This is a genomic window from Flavobacterium sp. LC2016-13, from assembly GCF_009707955.1.
Classification (GTDB): domain Bacteria; phylum Bacteroidota; class Bacteroidia; order Flavobacteriales; family Flavobacteriaceae; genus Flavobacterium.
The window spans coordinates 204,197-219,097 of sequence record NZ_WMDQ01000001.1 but is presented as its reverse complement, the minus strand read 5'-3'; the positions used below and the strand labels follow the sequence as shown (position 1 = coordinate 219,097).

Genomic DNA, 14,901 nt, shown 5'->3' with positions numbered 1-14,901 from the left:
AAATTAATTTTATAACATAAACGATTCACAATAAAAATACAATTCTGGCATGAGCCATTTCTATTAGCCTACCTTACAGAAAAAAGAATGGCAATAGAACATAAAGTTCGGCAGGTTGAAGCATTGTTTGATCGTCTCGAAATTGAAATTAAAGCTTTTCAATCTGAAACTCATTTATCCTGTAATGCCGGTTGTGGTAAATGCTGTTCGACACCCAATATTGATGCTTCGCCTTTAGAATTTTTGCCTTGGGCATTTCATTTATTTTTGAATGGAAAAGCCGAAGAAACCTTAGCGTCGTTAAGCAACTTCAAAACTAAAAATTGCTTTTTATACCGTTCACTTTCTGTTTTAGAATACCATAAAGGAAGCTGTAGTAACTACCGTTATCGCGGCTTAATATGTCGTCTTTTTGGTTACGGAGCGAATACAGACAAATTTGGAAAACTACGATTGGTTACCTGCAAAATCATTAAAGAAGAACAGCTCGAAAATTTTAATAAAGCCGAAGAATTTATAAACAAAGAAACATACGTACCTATCTTTTCCGATTATTATATGCAATTAGCGCAAATTGATCTTAGATTAGGAATTACTTTACTTCCCGTTAATGAAGCACTAAAAATAGCAATTGAAGAAGTATTACATTATTATGCCTACAGGCCATTTCCGGGCGGGCTAGAACATATTGCTTAAATCTTATTAAAAACCAGTCTTTTACAAAACTTAATTCGTAAAACTGATCGTAAAAACAAAAACCGTAAAGATGTTTCTTTACGGCCTTGCCTTTCCTAAAGGAATAAAGAGATGCATGATCAAGTGCATCTTCTAAAATTGAATCTATTGCAAGAATAGATTTTTTTGGCCCGTTTCATAAGCTTATAAAGATAGTTAGGATTCTTCTTTATTGTTTTTGCAAACGCTTTTAGATAGAGCAGGGCCGCTTCTTTGGTAATCTTAATTTTTGTATCTTAGAACCTGATTGTGTTAGTGTTACGGTTTGTTTTTTTCGTTCTTCAATCTATTAGTCTGATTTTCGAGTAACTTTTTATATTCATTATTAAGCCTGTTATATTCTGACTTAATAATGTCGCAAATAATACCAACACGATCGCCCCGAATAGACTTTCTGATATAATCATACGAATATCCATGTCTTTCTTTTATAATCTTTAGCACATCTTGATTATAACTTGGTTTAGATTTTATATTTTTGTCCATCGCTTCGTTTGTATTAAAAGTAAGACAAATATAGTAAGATATTTCTTAGAAGCAAAATTAATAGTAAGACATTATCTAAAAAAATAAGTTTTTATGACTGAAAACACTTTAAAAAGGATTAAACAATATCTAGATTTCAAAGGCATTAAAGTTAGTGCCTTCGAAAGAGAAGTTGGCATGTCAAATGGTTCTTTTGCCAGTCAGCTAAAACATGATAAAACAATTGGAGTTGATAAATTAGAAAATATCTTAAGTAAGTATCCTGACGTAAATCTCGACTGGCTTTTAAAAGGCACAGGAAATATGCTCAATTTTGATGTATTGAGCGAAAACTCTGAGCTTTACGAAAAATTAGAGAAAATTCAAAAACTTGATATTCCGGTTTATGATGTTAAAACAACTGCCGAAATTATAGATTTGTTTGGAGACAATCTGGAGCAGATGCCGGTTAATTATATCAGAATACCTAAAATAACAAAATGTGATGGCGCGTTGTATGTTACAGGCGATAGCATGTATCCTCTCTTAAAAGGCGGAGATATTGTAGTTTACAAGAAAATCAACAATCTGGAGAACAATATAATTTGGGGCGAAATGTACCTGATTTATGTAAATAACGATGATAATGAATTTTTCTTTATCCGATTTTTAAAACAATCAGAACGAGAGTCTTATGTGCAATTCGTGTCTCAAAATCCGGAACATCAAACAATAGAATATCCTATAAGCAGTATAAAAACACTTGCATTGGTTAAAGCCTCAGTAAGGATTAATACGCAGTTTTAGGATTTTAGCCCCGAAGCCTCGGGATTAGATTTTGTACATACAAAACCTCTGAGCCTTTGCAACTTTGTTCCTCTGAACCTTCAAAAAAAAGCTCTAAACTAAAAATGAGATTTCAAAGCCCCCAAGGTTTGAAATCTCACTTTATTGCTCCAAAAAAAATAACATCTTTAAATAATCTCCTTCCCAGGAAATTATAATTTTTTGACAAAAATTATTCAAGAGCAATTTTACCACAAATTATAATTCTGGCAATGCGTATTTATACCTGTTTTTGATTTTTTTTGAAGGTTCAAAAGGTTCTTTTTGAAGGTTCAGAGGAACAAAGGTGCAAAGGCTCAAAGGTTTTAAAGACGACGACGTCTGGTATTGTCCTCCTGAGCGAAGTCGAAGGACACTTTTGCTGCTCGTAAAAGATTAGGTAATTAGTTTGCGGATTTCCGTGCATGTCCTTCGACTTCGCTCAGGAAGACAAAGATAAGCAAACCTATGTCCCTCTGAACCTTTGCGTCTTTGAACCTTCTTAACCCTCAGACCTTTTCAATTCAATTATTTTGTGAATATATAATATAAGGTTTTCTTTTTCTACTGAAAACAACGCTTTGTCATCTTCGGTATTGAGGTATAAATCGGCAATACTTTGCGCATCCATATCTTCGTGCAGATAATGATATTCAACATATTTTATAAGATTGTCTATAAAAAGTTCTTGTAATTTCCCTTTTTCTATAGCTTCCTGATCACCATTTTTTATTTTTTCTATTTCAGATTCCGGCAAATCTATTGTGAGATAAGTGGTATCTACGGGTAATTTTGAAAGCAATTCTTCGGTAACTTTTCCCGAAGCATTACAATAAGCACATGGGCCGGGCGCCCATTTTAGTTGTTTGTTTAAGCGTTTTATATCTTCTGCATCAACAAATCCTTTCCCTAGACATCTGGGGCATTCTAAATTTGATTTTTTAAGTAGGAAATTAAAAATGGTCATTCGGTTTAAATTTGGGGGTTAACGTTTTATGGCTCTGCGAAGATAATTATTTATGTAAGAAAATTATTTTAAAGTTGATTATTTTTTAGAATAGGAGGTCTGTAGGGCATTTTATGGGTTTTTATTGTTGAGGTTTAAGTACATAGAATGATAAAATAAAAGTGTAAGAATTAATTGCCATTGTTTTTTTGATTGATCATCAAACCCATAGTGATTACGCGGGTTTTTTAATATCTTTGGAGTCCTAACAGTTAAGATTATGAACTCAGAAAAAATTTTTGCCCGTGTGGTATGGTGGCGGTATTGGAAACAACCGTAACGCTCTCTTAACAGCGTAGGACACCTTAGCTATGCGGGTTTTATATTTCCCTAAAGTTAAGATTATGAGTACAAACACCCTTTCAAAAGAAGCCGAATTGAGGCTTACTGATTTCTTCAACAAAACAGTAGATCCTAAAATTATGGCAAAGACCATTCGGCAACTCAATTATTTAGTAGCACTAAGCGTAATGAGAGAAAACGAAACCTTTAAACTAGAAATGATCAATCTCGAAAATGGTTTTTATTGGCTAAATCAATTAGCCGAAATTTTAAATCCTTACTTGGAGGTTGAATAAGAATTGAAATCAAACAAAAAGCCACTGTGAAGTGGCTTTTTTGTTTGATTTGTAAAATTGTCTATTTGCCTTATTGCTTGCGCGAGCGTCTCGCTTGTGCAAGCATGGGGTATTTACCCGACCTATTTATAAATCCACTTTATTAAGAGGTAAAATGTTATAATTTTATTGATATTTCTCAATAGCATCTTTATACACATTTTCTGCTTCATCTTTAAATCTGTCTTTATTCAAAAGAAAACTTGTGAATTTTTCAGATAAATGTTTATAGATTATTTGATGAGCCTTATTTCCAAGTAAATTCTCATCATATGCGTCAAGTTCAAAATTTTCGTTGGTAGCATATTCTAAAAGCTTTAATAAATCATCTTTTTCAATTTGGTCAATATCATTCCAAACTTCTGGTTGATTTTTGTCCTTTATAAAATGTCCTTTATTCTCTTCAATCTTTAAGTATTTCATATGTTCTGTTTTTTCTTTCGTAATATGCTTCTTGTCCTGCTTCTAAACAATTAAATAAAATATCTAAGTTTTGAATTTCTTCTCCATTGACATTTTTTAATGTTTTGCTTGTTGGATGACCATAATAAATCTTGTAATCTACATTTTCATCTTTAATTATTTTTTGTGTATATAATAAATAATCGGGCTTTATAGAAGCTCCAATTGTACTGTTATGAGTAACTACGATAACGGGTATTTCTCTAGAGATTTCTTTAATTAATTCATTGACTTCATTCTTAAGAAAAATATTATCAAAGGAAGATTCAGGTTCATCTATTAAAAGGATATCATGTTTTAAGGCATCGCTTATTTCATGTAAAAGATTAAACTCAGAGCGTTCTCCGCCAGAAACTTCAAATCCATATTTATTTAGAGTTTTATATTCAATGTCAGCAAAATATTTATAATATTCCGTTTCTTCAAGTCCAATAGTTTTTAAAACAACTAGAAATTTGTAAGGATCATTATATTTATTAAATGCCTCAGTAAAGGCTAGCTGCCTTTTGCTTTTTGCTTTAAGTTGACTTGCACCTGTATATTTTTTTGTTCTTGCAACTACTTTAAAACCTCTAATTTCCTTGCTATCAATCTCTTTTTCATGCTGTAACTTCCTTACTAACTCTATAAATTTAATTGTTTTAATCTTATCCATTTGAATTTTAGCAAAATCAGTATCTTCTATTGCAGTAGTTGAAGAGCGAATTCGTAAATCATTTTTTACTCTATCAATTAAGTCATTAGTCCAATTCTTTTTTAGATTTCCTCTATATGTTTCGTTATGAGTTTCAATTAATTCAAGAATTAATGATTTTAAGAGTTGATCTGTAATATGTTTGTTTATAATACTTTTATATTCTTTGTTTTCGAGTAATAATTCTGTTGCTTTAATTAACTTTTTTAAGTTTTCTAAGTCATCAGTTTCAAAACTTGTCTCATTATATAATTTGCATTTTGAAAATGAGTCTAGTTTATCATTTTCTGATGCATATTTTTTTAAGGAGTCAATATATTTCTCTATTTTGTTATTGTTAGCTTTAATGTCAATTTCATTTACATCATATACAACATCTTTAAATTCTTTTAAATAATTTTCAGATACAAGACTATGCCTTGTCGTTACTAATTCTCTAAACTTTTCTTCATCATTTTGAAGTAACGAAAATTGCTTTAAGTATTTAATATTATCATAACTATGACTAATTTTGTTTAATGTATAAGTTTTTCCTGAAGACCTTTCACCAATAATTACATTTAGTCCCGTAGACAGCATTACTCCGTCATCAGTAGCTTGGAAAGAGTCATTTCCTTCTTCTTTTGACAAGAAAACTTTTGATTTATCGAACAAGCATCCTTTTATAGCTCTTAATGTTGATTCTTCTGCATCGACATATGTTTGTCTTGTAGGAAAAACAATCATATTTTCTGTAAACCTGTAATCACTAAATATCACTGGTACTAATTTATCAGATTCTTTAATACAAGCTTTGAATTTTCTCAAACTAGTTACTTCACCAGCAAAAATATTATCACCTAACTTTTTTAAAGTTTCTTCTTTTATATTAGGTTTTTTATCATAATGTGGAATCAATAGATATTTATCTAACAATGGAAAAATAGCTATTAATTGTTCATATGTGATCCAATCATTTTTAGTTTTGATTAGTTCAGTTACTTTTTTGCATTTAGAGTTGAAATCCTCTAATTCATCATTTTCAGAAATTAATAATATATGACCACTTTCTAAATCAATCTCAATTCCAGGAAAAACTTTTATAGATAATTCTTGAGAAATTTGTTCAAATTGGGGTTTGTCAAAAAGATTATGATTTGTTATTGCAATGCAATCTATCTCTAATTTTTCAACATAATCCTTAAGAGAGTTTAAGCTAAAAAAAAACGTAGTGTCACTAATAGAAGGGACCGTATGTATGTGTAAATCAATTTTTTTCATTTTTTTTGATTAAAAATTACAAGAAAAGTATATAGGATATATTTTGTTTTAGTATAAGAGTTACTTTAATTGGTCCAAAACATTTTGAATTAATTTAATAGTTTCTTCATCCTCTGAATCGATATTTAACGAAAACCCCTTTGAGTCTCCACTTATTACAACTTTAGCATCATGTGGCGAGTTAATTCTTTTTATTTTCTGTGTTAAGTCTTTTATAATTAATTGTATTTGTTCATTTATAATAGCATTCGCATCTATAAAAGATTTAGGATTTTCTTTTAATTTTTTAACATTATTTACAATTGTTATCATGATAATTTATTTTAATAAATATTAGTTATGATTTGTATTCCATCAAAATATATTAAACAAAGGTTAGTTGTTAATAATTAAAGATTTTACGGAAATCCATAATCTTAAAAAAAATTTATTCTTATCAACAAGTATAATAATAAATAAAAACCAATCACCCAGTATTTATACCTGTTTCTTTTAAAACATATTGTGCAAATGATATAGTTTTATTAGTAAGTGTCTAGGGTTATAACGTGATATTTTTGTCACATTGAGATAAAAAGTTTAGCGAAAGAAGATAGTTTAAATCAGCCTAAATAACATAAAAAGGAAGATTATGGATCTGCATGCATAAAAAAACCTCCCGAAACATTAATTTAGGGAGGTTTTGATACTAACTAAAATGAAATAATTACAAAACACTTTATAGAACTTGATAAACTATCTAAATACCAAAATTATACGTGACATTTAAAAACCCCAGAAAATTCGAATTTTCAATATCATATTTTACAATCAGAGGAACCCAAAGATCATTGGCTATTCTAATTCTAATTTCTGCGTTTGCTGTAATTACTTCGCTATCTTCATCTGGTAATACATTATTGAATATTTTATTGTATTCTCCAGCTACTTTAATTTCAAAATAGCTTTGTTGTTGCGGAGCTTTACCTATTTTAAAATTCATTCCGGCTTTGACATCTAATGCTGTTCTTGGTAAATGTTCTGTTACTAAAGTATCGGCATAAATGAATTTTGCCCGAAGATCAATTTCATTCCAGGCTTCTTTATTGCCTTTGAGAAAAATAGTTCCAATAGAAGCTTTATTAAATTTGCCCTCTTTATTCGCAGTTCCGTCTACAGCAATTGTCCAAAGTGCCTTTGATTCAACTTCTTGGTAAAACTTGTTTTTGTATGCATGTACTTTTTCTAATAGATCTTGTGTACTGGCATTGTTGTTTTTTAATTGCAGATTAAATTCCGCGACCAGATCGCTGTCTTTAGAAGTAATGTCTTCCTTGTTGATGTATCGGTTTATTATATTGTCATTAAAGTCTTTTAGTTTTGCTTCTTTTTCTTCGGGTTTTAATCTTTCGTCAGTTGCGATTTTGACAACGATATCCGCTTGAATTTTTTGCAAATTAGAATTAAATTCTGTGTATAAACTGTCGAAATCTTTACCAAATTCGACCACACTTTTGTCTCGGCCATTTATTATAGCATAAGTCAATCCTCCGGTAAAACCAGTGTATTTAAAATCTTTATTTAGATTAGCTTTAAAATTAAATTGTAAGTTTCTTGAAAATGTTTCTTTAATATAATTAATATCTCTTTCTAATTCAGGATTGGCTTTTGCCTTTAATGCAAAAAGAGTAGAGTTAAAATCTATCGTTTTTTCGTCGCCAGATAAATTAGTTGTCGCTAATTGAAAAAAACTGGTGAGGATATCTTTGTAGTTTCCCGATTTAGTTTTCTCATTAAAGTTTATGATGTCACTTTTAGAAGTATCAGTCGATTGAGATTTACTAATTGTCGTGAATAACAATATAATAGAAATAAAAATGATTTTAGTTTTCATATTATGATGTTAAGATTTCAAAATAAAAAATTTCAGAATAAAATTGAGAGCTTACATCTCTGTGGTCATTATGTAATGGACCGACTGAGAATTCGCCAGTAACTTTAATGTCAGTGTGGGCATTTGCAGAAGAAGGATTAATGCCTGAAACCGTCATCATATATTTACCATCGGGCAAATCAAAATTTTGATTAAAGGAAGACTTGCTGTGGTAATAAAAGTCATTCGTATTATTAATATTATCAATAACAACTTTAATAGGATTAGGTGCTTTACCACCATAAACATTTAGGGTTACATTAATCATGATTTTTGGATAATTTAAATTTTTACCTACTCTGTTACCTCTTTTCGGTTTGCGAGTGCTTAATTGTTTAAATAGTAATTAGTGTTTTGGCGAGTAATGGCATTTTAACTTATTAAACAATATTAGTACTAATTAGAATAAAATGCAATAAGTATTTACACGTTTTTTAGTACAAAAAAAATCTCAACTGTTTAAAATTGAGATTCTTGATATTTTGGTAAAAGTATTTTTTAAAGGAAGTTTCAGTAAAATCCCATTCTACAAAGTCTCTTGACTTTATGCGATATGTTTTTTAATATTAGTTATAATACTTATAAAACGAATCGCTTTTAGGTGGCAAAGACAGAGACATTAACAGAGCTTTGCAATGATACTTTGTAGAATAAAGGAAAATACTTCGTGGAACTTTGAAATTAGGTGGTTTTGAATAAACAATATTACCAAAAATCCACAAAACCCACAATACGTATTTATACGGTTTTTTATTACAAAAAAAAGTTCAGCTATTTAAAGTTTAGATTTTTATAAATTAAGAATTAAGCACGGTTTATTTAAAGAAACTATCCAGCAAAATCTGGTATTTTCGTCCTACAGGAATGATTTCATTATTGCACATCGTTAAATTTTTGAAGGTAACCGAACTAATTTTATCGACATTTACGATAAAAGAACGATGTACCTGAATGAAGTTTGTGCTGTCAATTTCTGATGCAATGCTCGAAAGTGAACCATAAATGATAATAGGCGATTTAAGTTTCGCGCTATACAGTTTCATATAATTGCCAAGGCTTTCGATATAAATAATATCACATAAAAGCGTGTCGATCATTTGCCCGTTTACACGATGCGAAAGTACTTTTTGGTTGGTAGTAGTTTCTTTTTTAAGGCTTTTACCGGAAAAGTAAATCTTAGCTTTTTCGATTGCTTTAGAGAATTTTTCGAATGAAATAGGTTTTAGTAAATAATCTATCGCATCGTTTTGATAAGCCGAAAGTGCGTAATCAGAATAAGCAGTTGTAACAATCGTAAGCGGTCGATTGGGTTGTAACTCCATCAATTCGACGCCTGAAATTAGAGGCATATTAATATCCAAAAAAATAATATCGTAACTATTGGCGTTCAGCATTTTTACCGCTTCCATTCCGCTAAAAGCACTTCCGGAATGTTCCAGATCTTCAAATTTCGAAATATGCGATGCGAGCGCCTTGTGTGCAGGCGATTCGTCATCTATAATCAAACAGCGGTAGGAAGATGCCATATATTTAATTTTACTGTAAAAGTATTCTTTTCTTTTTTGCAGTTAAGTTCATGTTTTAAACCGTAAACCTCAAGACGCCTTTTTAGGTTTTCAATTCCAATTCCCGTGCTCGAAAGCCGCGAACCAGAATCGAGATAGTTGTTTTTTATTGTAAAAGATAAATTTTGACATTTCACCTTCAAATCAATGTTGATAAAAGGCTCGGCAGTTTCTCCGGAAAACTTAACGGCATTTTCGACCAAAGGCAAAAAGAACAAAGGCGGAATTTCGATCGTATCAAAAGTACCATCATACTTTTGAGTTACGGCTAATCTTTCGTTTCTAAAAGTATAATAATCAACATATTTTTTAATGAAATCGAGTTCATCATCTATTAAAACATAATCTTTTTTCGTGGCTTCAATCTGATAACGCAGCATGTCTGAAAGATTCAAAATCCTGTCCGGCAATTTATCCGGTTCAGATAACGATTCTCCATACAAATTATTCATCGCATTCAACAAAAAATGCGGATTGAGCTGCTGTTTTAAAAACGAAAGTTCAGACTTAAAATTCATGATATCTTTATCAGTATCCATGATTTTTTTCGTGATCACAACATGAATAAAATAAAAAAACATTCCGTTAATAATCAGCGATAATATTTGAAGCGTTTTAAAATTCCCTAAACCCATAAGAGGAAAAAACCAATTCATGAAAAAGTAAAAACAAGTCCAGTAAATGGCAAAAAGTATAAAGAATGTTTTAGCCTTTTTCTTGAATAAGAAAGGTTTGATGATAAAAAGATTGAAAATTGTAATCCATACAATGCAAGGAAAATAACCAACCGTTATTTTACTAATCATGTATGACCAACTGTGGCCATCTAATCGTATTTCGTCATACACACAGGCCAAAATCACCAAAAAGATAAAAGTGTGCACGATGAGGTTCCGGAAGAAAAAATTCTGATATACTTTAAGAATCGTCATAACGGCAAAATTAAGGTAATATTATAGTTTATAGTTGTTTGCAGCATAAAATTATACGAACGCCATTGGTATAAATGATACGCCATTGGTATAATTATACTATAATAATAGAAGCTTCTCGATTACTTTTGAACCGCATTTGAAATACCATTCAAAAACAAAATTTAATTTTTACATCATTTATGAAAGCAAGAATCATTTCTGTAATATTCGTCTGTACCTCTTTGCAAAGTATGGCTCAGGAAAAAGAACCGGGTATGAAAACCTTTGGTAAAGCGGTAACAGATAAATTTCCGACAACCAGAACTTTTGATGTGCAATACGAACAATTAGGCCCGACAAATTATGATTCGGAACTTTTTGGAAATGATTTTGAAAGAGGAAGAATCGAAAGTCATAACCGATTAAAAGTTGCATTCAACATGCCGTTTTATAAAAGTGATTCTAAGCGTTTTGTTTTAACAGGCTCTTTGCGTTATAAATATGAAAGCTACAATTTTGGTGATATTTACAATTATTCTTCAGCAGAAACCTACACCAGAAACCAGCAGGATTTTCATTATCTGGCGGCCGCGGTGAGCGCAACTTATATGTCGACTCTTTTTAGTAAACCTGTTATTTATAATGCAACCGCAACAGTTGATGGAAATCAGGAAAATGTACAACGTGTAAAAGGTTTTGTAACGGCAAACATAGTGGTTAAAAGAACAGAAAATACAACGATTACTATTGGTGCTTTGGCAATGTTAGATCCTTCATCTATAATTCCGATTACACCGCTTTTTACTTACAATCATAAGTTTACAGACTCGAAATGGGATATTGATTTTATTTTACCACAACGATTATTGTTTAGAAGAGAGTTGTTAGAAAACGGACGAATTTCCTTAGGAACAGAGTTAAATTCTGAAAGTTTTTACTTAAATTTAAACACCTCAAATCTGAAGGGGATTTATGAGTTAAATCAGTTGGAGTTAAAGTCGGGCATTACTTATGAATACAGCATTACGCCAAAAGTAATCAGTTTTCTTAAAGCCGGAGTAAATAACGTATTAAGCACGCGAATTACCGCAAAAGGCGAACGCACCAATCGTTATGTTTATGACCATACAGAAGATACTCAGGGATATTTTAGATTCGGAATATCCTACAATCCTTTTTAATCAGATTCAATAATTAAAAACAAATAATTATGGTTGTTGAGGTTTTTAAAACAAACGTTCAGAAAGAAGCAGATAAAAATTATGTTATCGCCGTTATTCAAAGTCAGTTTCCGGATTATAAAATCAATTTTGATTTAGAAGATTGTGATAAAATATTAAGGGTTGAAGGTGCTGAACTTGAACCCAAAAATATCATAGATTATGTAAATTGTCTGGGATATGTTTGTGTTGCACTAGAATAACTTATTTTATTACTATTTGAAAAAAGGGTAAAAATACCCGTTTTTTTATAATAGATTATCAATAATTTTGATGTCATAAATTTTTTTGGCAAGACTTATAATGAAGCACGAAGAAAATTTTGAAATAATTACATTTTTGAAATATGATAAGTTTTATTCTTTTAGTTATAGAATTGTTTTTAGAACAATTTTGTTAAACGGTATTTTGGCATAGAGACGTTTTATTGGGTTTGCAGTAAATTATTCTTTAAATTTGCGGCTTATGAAAAAAGCCTTGTCTCTCTTTGACTTTACCCAAAAAGTCAATTATAAAAATGAAATTTTAGCTGGTTTAACAGTGGCGATGACAATGATTCCTGAATCATTATCGTTTGCAATTTTAGCCGGATTTCCACCTTTGGTAGGTTTGTACGCTGCTTTTATTGCCGGTTTAGTGACTGCGATTTTTGGAGGAAGACCCGGAATGATTTCTGGCGGGGCGGGAGCAACCGTAATCGTTTTAATCGCTTTAATGAAATCGCATGGTATAGAGTATGTTTTTGCAGCCGTCGCTTTAGGCGGGGTAGTACAAATTTGTATCGGACTTTTTAAACTCGGAAAATTTATTCGATTGGTGCCTCAGCCCGTTATGTTTGGTTTCGTAAACGGATTGGCAGTTGTAATTTTCATGTCACAATTAGAACAATTTAAAACCATAGTAAATGGGCAAGTTGGCTGGTTGCAAGGCACACCTTTATATATTATGTTAGGTTTAGTTGCGCTTACAATTAGTATTGTTTTGCTTTTTCCTAAAATTACAAAAACGGTTCCGGCTTCTTTAGTAGCCATAATGGTAGTTTTTGCCATTGTAATTATATTCAATATAGAAACAAAAACCGTTCAGGATATTGCATCGGTTCAAGGTGGATTTCCTCCATTTCATATTCCCAATATTCCAATTTCTTTTGAAACTTTTAAAGTGATATTTCCTTATTCTGTTATTGTTGCAGCCGTTGGTTTGACTGAAGGTTTGCTTACGCTGAATTTAGTAGATGAAATTACCGGAACACGCGGAAATAGTAACAGAGAATGCATTGCACAAGGAAGTTCGAATATTTTAAACGGTTTCTTTTTCGGGATGGGAGGCTGTCCGATGATTGCACAAACTTTAGTGAATCTTGGTGCAGGTTCTAGAGCCCGACTTTCAGGAATAATTGCCTCTTTAACAATTCTGTTAATTATACTTTTTGGAGTACCCGTAATCGGAAAATTGCCAATGGCAGCTCTGGTTGGCGTTATGATGATGGTGGCAATTACTACTTTTGAATGGGCAAGCTTTAAGGTTATTAATAAAATGCCGAAACACGATATTTTTGTTGGAATCCTCGTTGCCGTCATTACAATTTTATTGCATAATCTTGCTTTGGCAGTTTTGATTGGTGTGATTATTTCAGCTCTGGTTTTTGCCTGGGAAAGTGCGAAAAGAATTCGTGCACGTCATTTTATTGATGAAGCAGGAGTGAAACATTATCAAATTTACGGGCCTTTGTTTTTTGGTTCGATAGCAGCTTTTATGGAAAAGTTTGATGTACAAAACGATCCAAATCATGTAATAATTGATTTTAAAGAAAGTCGTGTTGCTGATATGTCTGCAATTGAAGCTCTAAACAATCTGACTAAAAAATACCTTCAGGAAAATAAAATAATAGAGTTACAGCATTTAAGCGAAGATTGCAGACAATTACTTAAAAATGCAGATGCCGTTATTAATGTCAATGTGATTGAAGATCCTACGTATAAAGTAGTTTCTTAAGTAATGATGAATTATTAGTGGTGAATTAAAGTATATACTTTTATTTACGTTGCGGTAAACCCGACAGGTTTTTAAAACCTGTCGGGTTTGTTGTTTCGTAGAGTCGTACCGTAATGAATCTAATCGGTAAAAGATTCGCCACGAATTGCACGAATTTGCACGAATTTTTATACGCAATGCTTAGAAAATTAATTCGCGAAAATTTGTGAAATTCGTGGCAAAATATTTTATAATTAAAATAAAGATTGATTTTCGTAACTTTACAAAATGAAACTCACAGAAACCTTAGAAGATTTTTACACCATCAAAGTAAACGGAATGCCCGAGAATCTTAAAAAAGAAATCGGACATTTTAATGTTTTTAAATTAGATGATTTTGTTGGTAGTATCTGTAAACCATTTCCTTATACAAGAAAAGACTTTTATAAAATCAGTTTGATCATCGGAAAAAACAAAGTGCATTATGCTGATAAAGTGGTTGGGATTGAAGATCAGGCTTTGTTTTTTGCAAATCCGCAAATTCCGTACAATTGGGAACAAATAGATGAAAACCAAACCGGTTTTTTCTGCATTTTTACAGATGCTTTTTTTAGTCAATACGGAAATTTAAAAGAATACCCTTTATTCCAGCCAGGCGGAAATCCGATAGTTCCGATTTCTATGGAATTAGCTGAATCTTTAAAAACAGTTTATCTAAAAATGTTTGACGAAATTAATTCTGATTACGCTTTTAAATATGATGTACTTCGAAATCTTGTTTTCGAAATTATTCATTTAGCATTAAAAACGCAGACTGTAACTACTTCATTATACAGTAAATCAAACGCTACAATTCGAATTTCTTCATTGTTTCTGGAATTATTGGAACGTCAGTTTCCGATAGAATCAATTTCGCAGCAAATTAATTTTCGTTCGCCTTCAGAATATGCAAGTCAGTTAAATGTACATGTAAATCATTTAAATAAAGCTTTAAAAGAAACTACCGGTAAAACAACTTCTCAGATTATTTCTGAAAGAATTGTTCAGGAAGCGATGATTCTACTCAAACAAACCAATTGGAATATTAATGAAATTGCATGGTGTTTGGGTTTCGAAGAATTGTCTCATTTCATCAATTTTTTTAAGAAGAATGTTCAGGTTTCGCCTAAAAACTATCGTATTGCCGAAATTGTTTGATTTTCGTAACTTCTTGCTTGATTACTTTAATTTTTAAGAAGTACCTCGCTTATAT

General features: G+C 31.2%; 16 protein-coding genes. 7 read left to right on the top strand and 9 right to left on the bottom strand.

The features are described from left to right. Window positions 1-87 precede the first annotated feature (87 nt). Window positions 88-696: a YkgJ family cysteine cluster protein gene (locus GKZ86_RS00955; RefSeq protein WP_154781266.1), complete on the top strand. Its 609-nt coding sequence runs from the start codon at window positions 88-90 to the stop codon at window positions 694-696. A gap of 297 nt (window positions 697-993) precedes the next feature. On the opposite strand, the gene GKZ86_RS00950 is transcribed toward GKZ86_RS00955, so the two are convergent. Continuing rightward, complete coding sequence (locus tag GKZ86_RS00950) at window positions 994-1,221, bottom strand: hypothetical protein (protein ID WP_154781265.1); 228 nt, start codon at window positions 1,219-1,221, stop codon at window positions 994-996. A gap of 93 nt (window positions 1,222-1,314) precedes the next feature. Between GKZ86_RS00950 and GKZ86_RS00945 the strand changes: the two genes are divergently transcribed. Continuing rightward, window positions 1,315-2,007 (top strand): S24 family peptidase, encoded by a 693-nt coding sequence (locus GKZ86_RS00945; protein ID WP_154781264.1) that lies wholly within the window; start codon window positions 1,315-1,317, stop codon window positions 2,005-2,007. Window positions 2,008-2,527: 520 nt separating this feature from the next. On the opposite strand, the gene GKZ86_RS00940 is transcribed toward GKZ86_RS00945, so the two are convergent. Next, on the bottom strand, window positions 2,528-2,992 hold the full coding sequence (locus GKZ86_RS00940; RefSeq protein ID WP_154781263.1) for a hypothetical protein: 465 nt from the start codon (window positions 2,990-2,992) through the stop codon (window positions 2,528-2,530). Between the two features lie 383 nt (window positions 2,993-3,375). Here GKZ86_RS00940 and GKZ86_RS00935 point away from each other — a divergent pair, with 383 nt between their 5' ends. Continuing rightward, the gene (locus GKZ86_RS00935) at window positions 3,376-3,609 is read left to right on the top strand and encodes a hypothetical protein (RefSeq protein WP_154781262.1); all 234 of its coding nucleotides are present in this window, start codon (window positions 3,376-3,378) and stop codon (window positions 3,607-3,609) included. Between the two features lie 165 nt (window positions 3,610-3,774). Here the strand turns inward: GKZ86_RS00935 and GKZ86_RS00930 are convergent, their stop codons facing one another. The 7 genes from GKZ86_RS00930 to GKZ86_RS00900 form a co-directional block, all read right to left on the bottom strand. After that, complete coding sequence (locus tag GKZ86_RS00930) at window positions 3,775-4,071, bottom strand: hypothetical protein (RefSeq protein ID WP_154781261.1); 297 nt, start codon at window positions 4,069-4,071, stop codon at window positions 3,775-3,777. Next, complete coding sequence (locus GKZ86_RS00925) at window positions 4,052-6,064, bottom strand: PHP domain-containing protein (RefSeq protein WP_154781260.1); 2,013 nt, start codon at window positions 6,062-6,064, stop codon at window positions 4,052-4,054. Before GKZ86_RS00925 ends, GKZ86_RS00930 begins: the two co-directional genes overlap by 20 nt. 60 nt (window positions 6,065-6,124) lie before the next feature. Beyond that, window positions 6,125-6,376: a hypothetical protein gene (locus GKZ86_RS00920; RefSeq protein WP_154781259.1), complete on the bottom strand. Its 252-nt coding sequence runs from the start codon at window positions 6,374-6,376 to the stop codon at window positions 6,125-6,127. A gap of 427 nt (window positions 6,377-6,803) precedes the next feature. Beyond that, window positions 6,804-7,937, bottom strand: coding sequence for a hypothetical protein (locus tag GKZ86_RS00915; protein ID WP_154781258.1), 1,134 nt, complete (start codon window positions 7,935-7,937; stop codon window positions 6,804-6,806). Between the two features lies 1 nt (window position 7,938). Further along, window positions 7,939-8,244 (bottom strand): hypothetical protein, encoded by a 306-nt coding sequence (locus GKZ86_RS00910; protein ID WP_154781257.1) that lies wholly within the window; start codon window positions 8,242-8,244, stop codon window positions 7,939-7,941. 547 nt (window positions 8,245-8,791) lie between these two features. Next, window positions 8,792-9,502 (bottom strand): LytTR family DNA-binding domain-containing protein, encoded by a 711-nt coding sequence (locus GKZ86_RS00905; RefSeq protein WP_154781256.1) that lies wholly within the window; start codon window positions 9,500-9,502, stop codon window positions 8,792-8,794. Continuing rightward, window positions 9,478-10,473 (bottom strand): sensor histidine kinase, encoded by a 996-nt coding sequence (locus GKZ86_RS00900; RefSeq protein WP_154781255.1) that lies wholly within the window; start codon window positions 10,471-10,473, stop codon window positions 9,478-9,480. The genes GKZ86_RS00905 and GKZ86_RS00900 overlap by 25 nt, the downstream gene beginning before the upstream one ends. A 182-nt stretch (window positions 10,474-10,655) precedes the next feature. On the opposite strand from GKZ86_RS00900, the gene GKZ86_RS00895 reads away from it, so the two are divergent. The 4 genes from GKZ86_RS00895 (at window position 10,656) to GKZ86_RS00880 (ending at window position 14,846) form a co-directional block, all read left to right on the top strand. After that, window positions 10,656-11,636: a hypothetical protein gene (locus GKZ86_RS00895; RefSeq protein WP_154781254.1), complete on the top strand. Its 981-nt coding sequence runs from the start codon at window positions 10,656-10,658 to the stop codon at window positions 11,634-11,636. Window positions 11,637-11,665: 29 nt separating this feature from the next. Continuing rightward, window positions 11,666-11,878 (top strand): hypothetical protein, encoded by a 213-nt coding sequence (locus GKZ86_RS00890; RefSeq protein ID WP_154781253.1) that lies wholly within the window; start codon window positions 11,666-11,668, stop codon window positions 11,876-11,878. Window positions 11,879-12,140: 262 nt separating this feature from the next. After that, window positions 12,141-13,670 carry a SulP family inorganic anion transporter gene (locus GKZ86_RS00885; RefSeq protein WP_154781252.1) on the top strand — a complete coding sequence of 510 codons (1,530 nt, stop codon included), beginning with the start codon at window positions 12,141-12,143 and terminating at the stop codon, window positions 13,668-13,670. Between the two features lie 267 nt (window positions 13,671-13,937). After that, a complete protein-coding gene (locus tag GKZ86_RS00880; RefSeq protein ID WP_154781251.1) occupies window positions 13,938-14,846 on the top strand; it encodes an AraC family transcriptional regulator in 909 nt (302 codons plus the stop codon). Window positions 14,847-14,901: the final 55 nt, after the last annotated feature.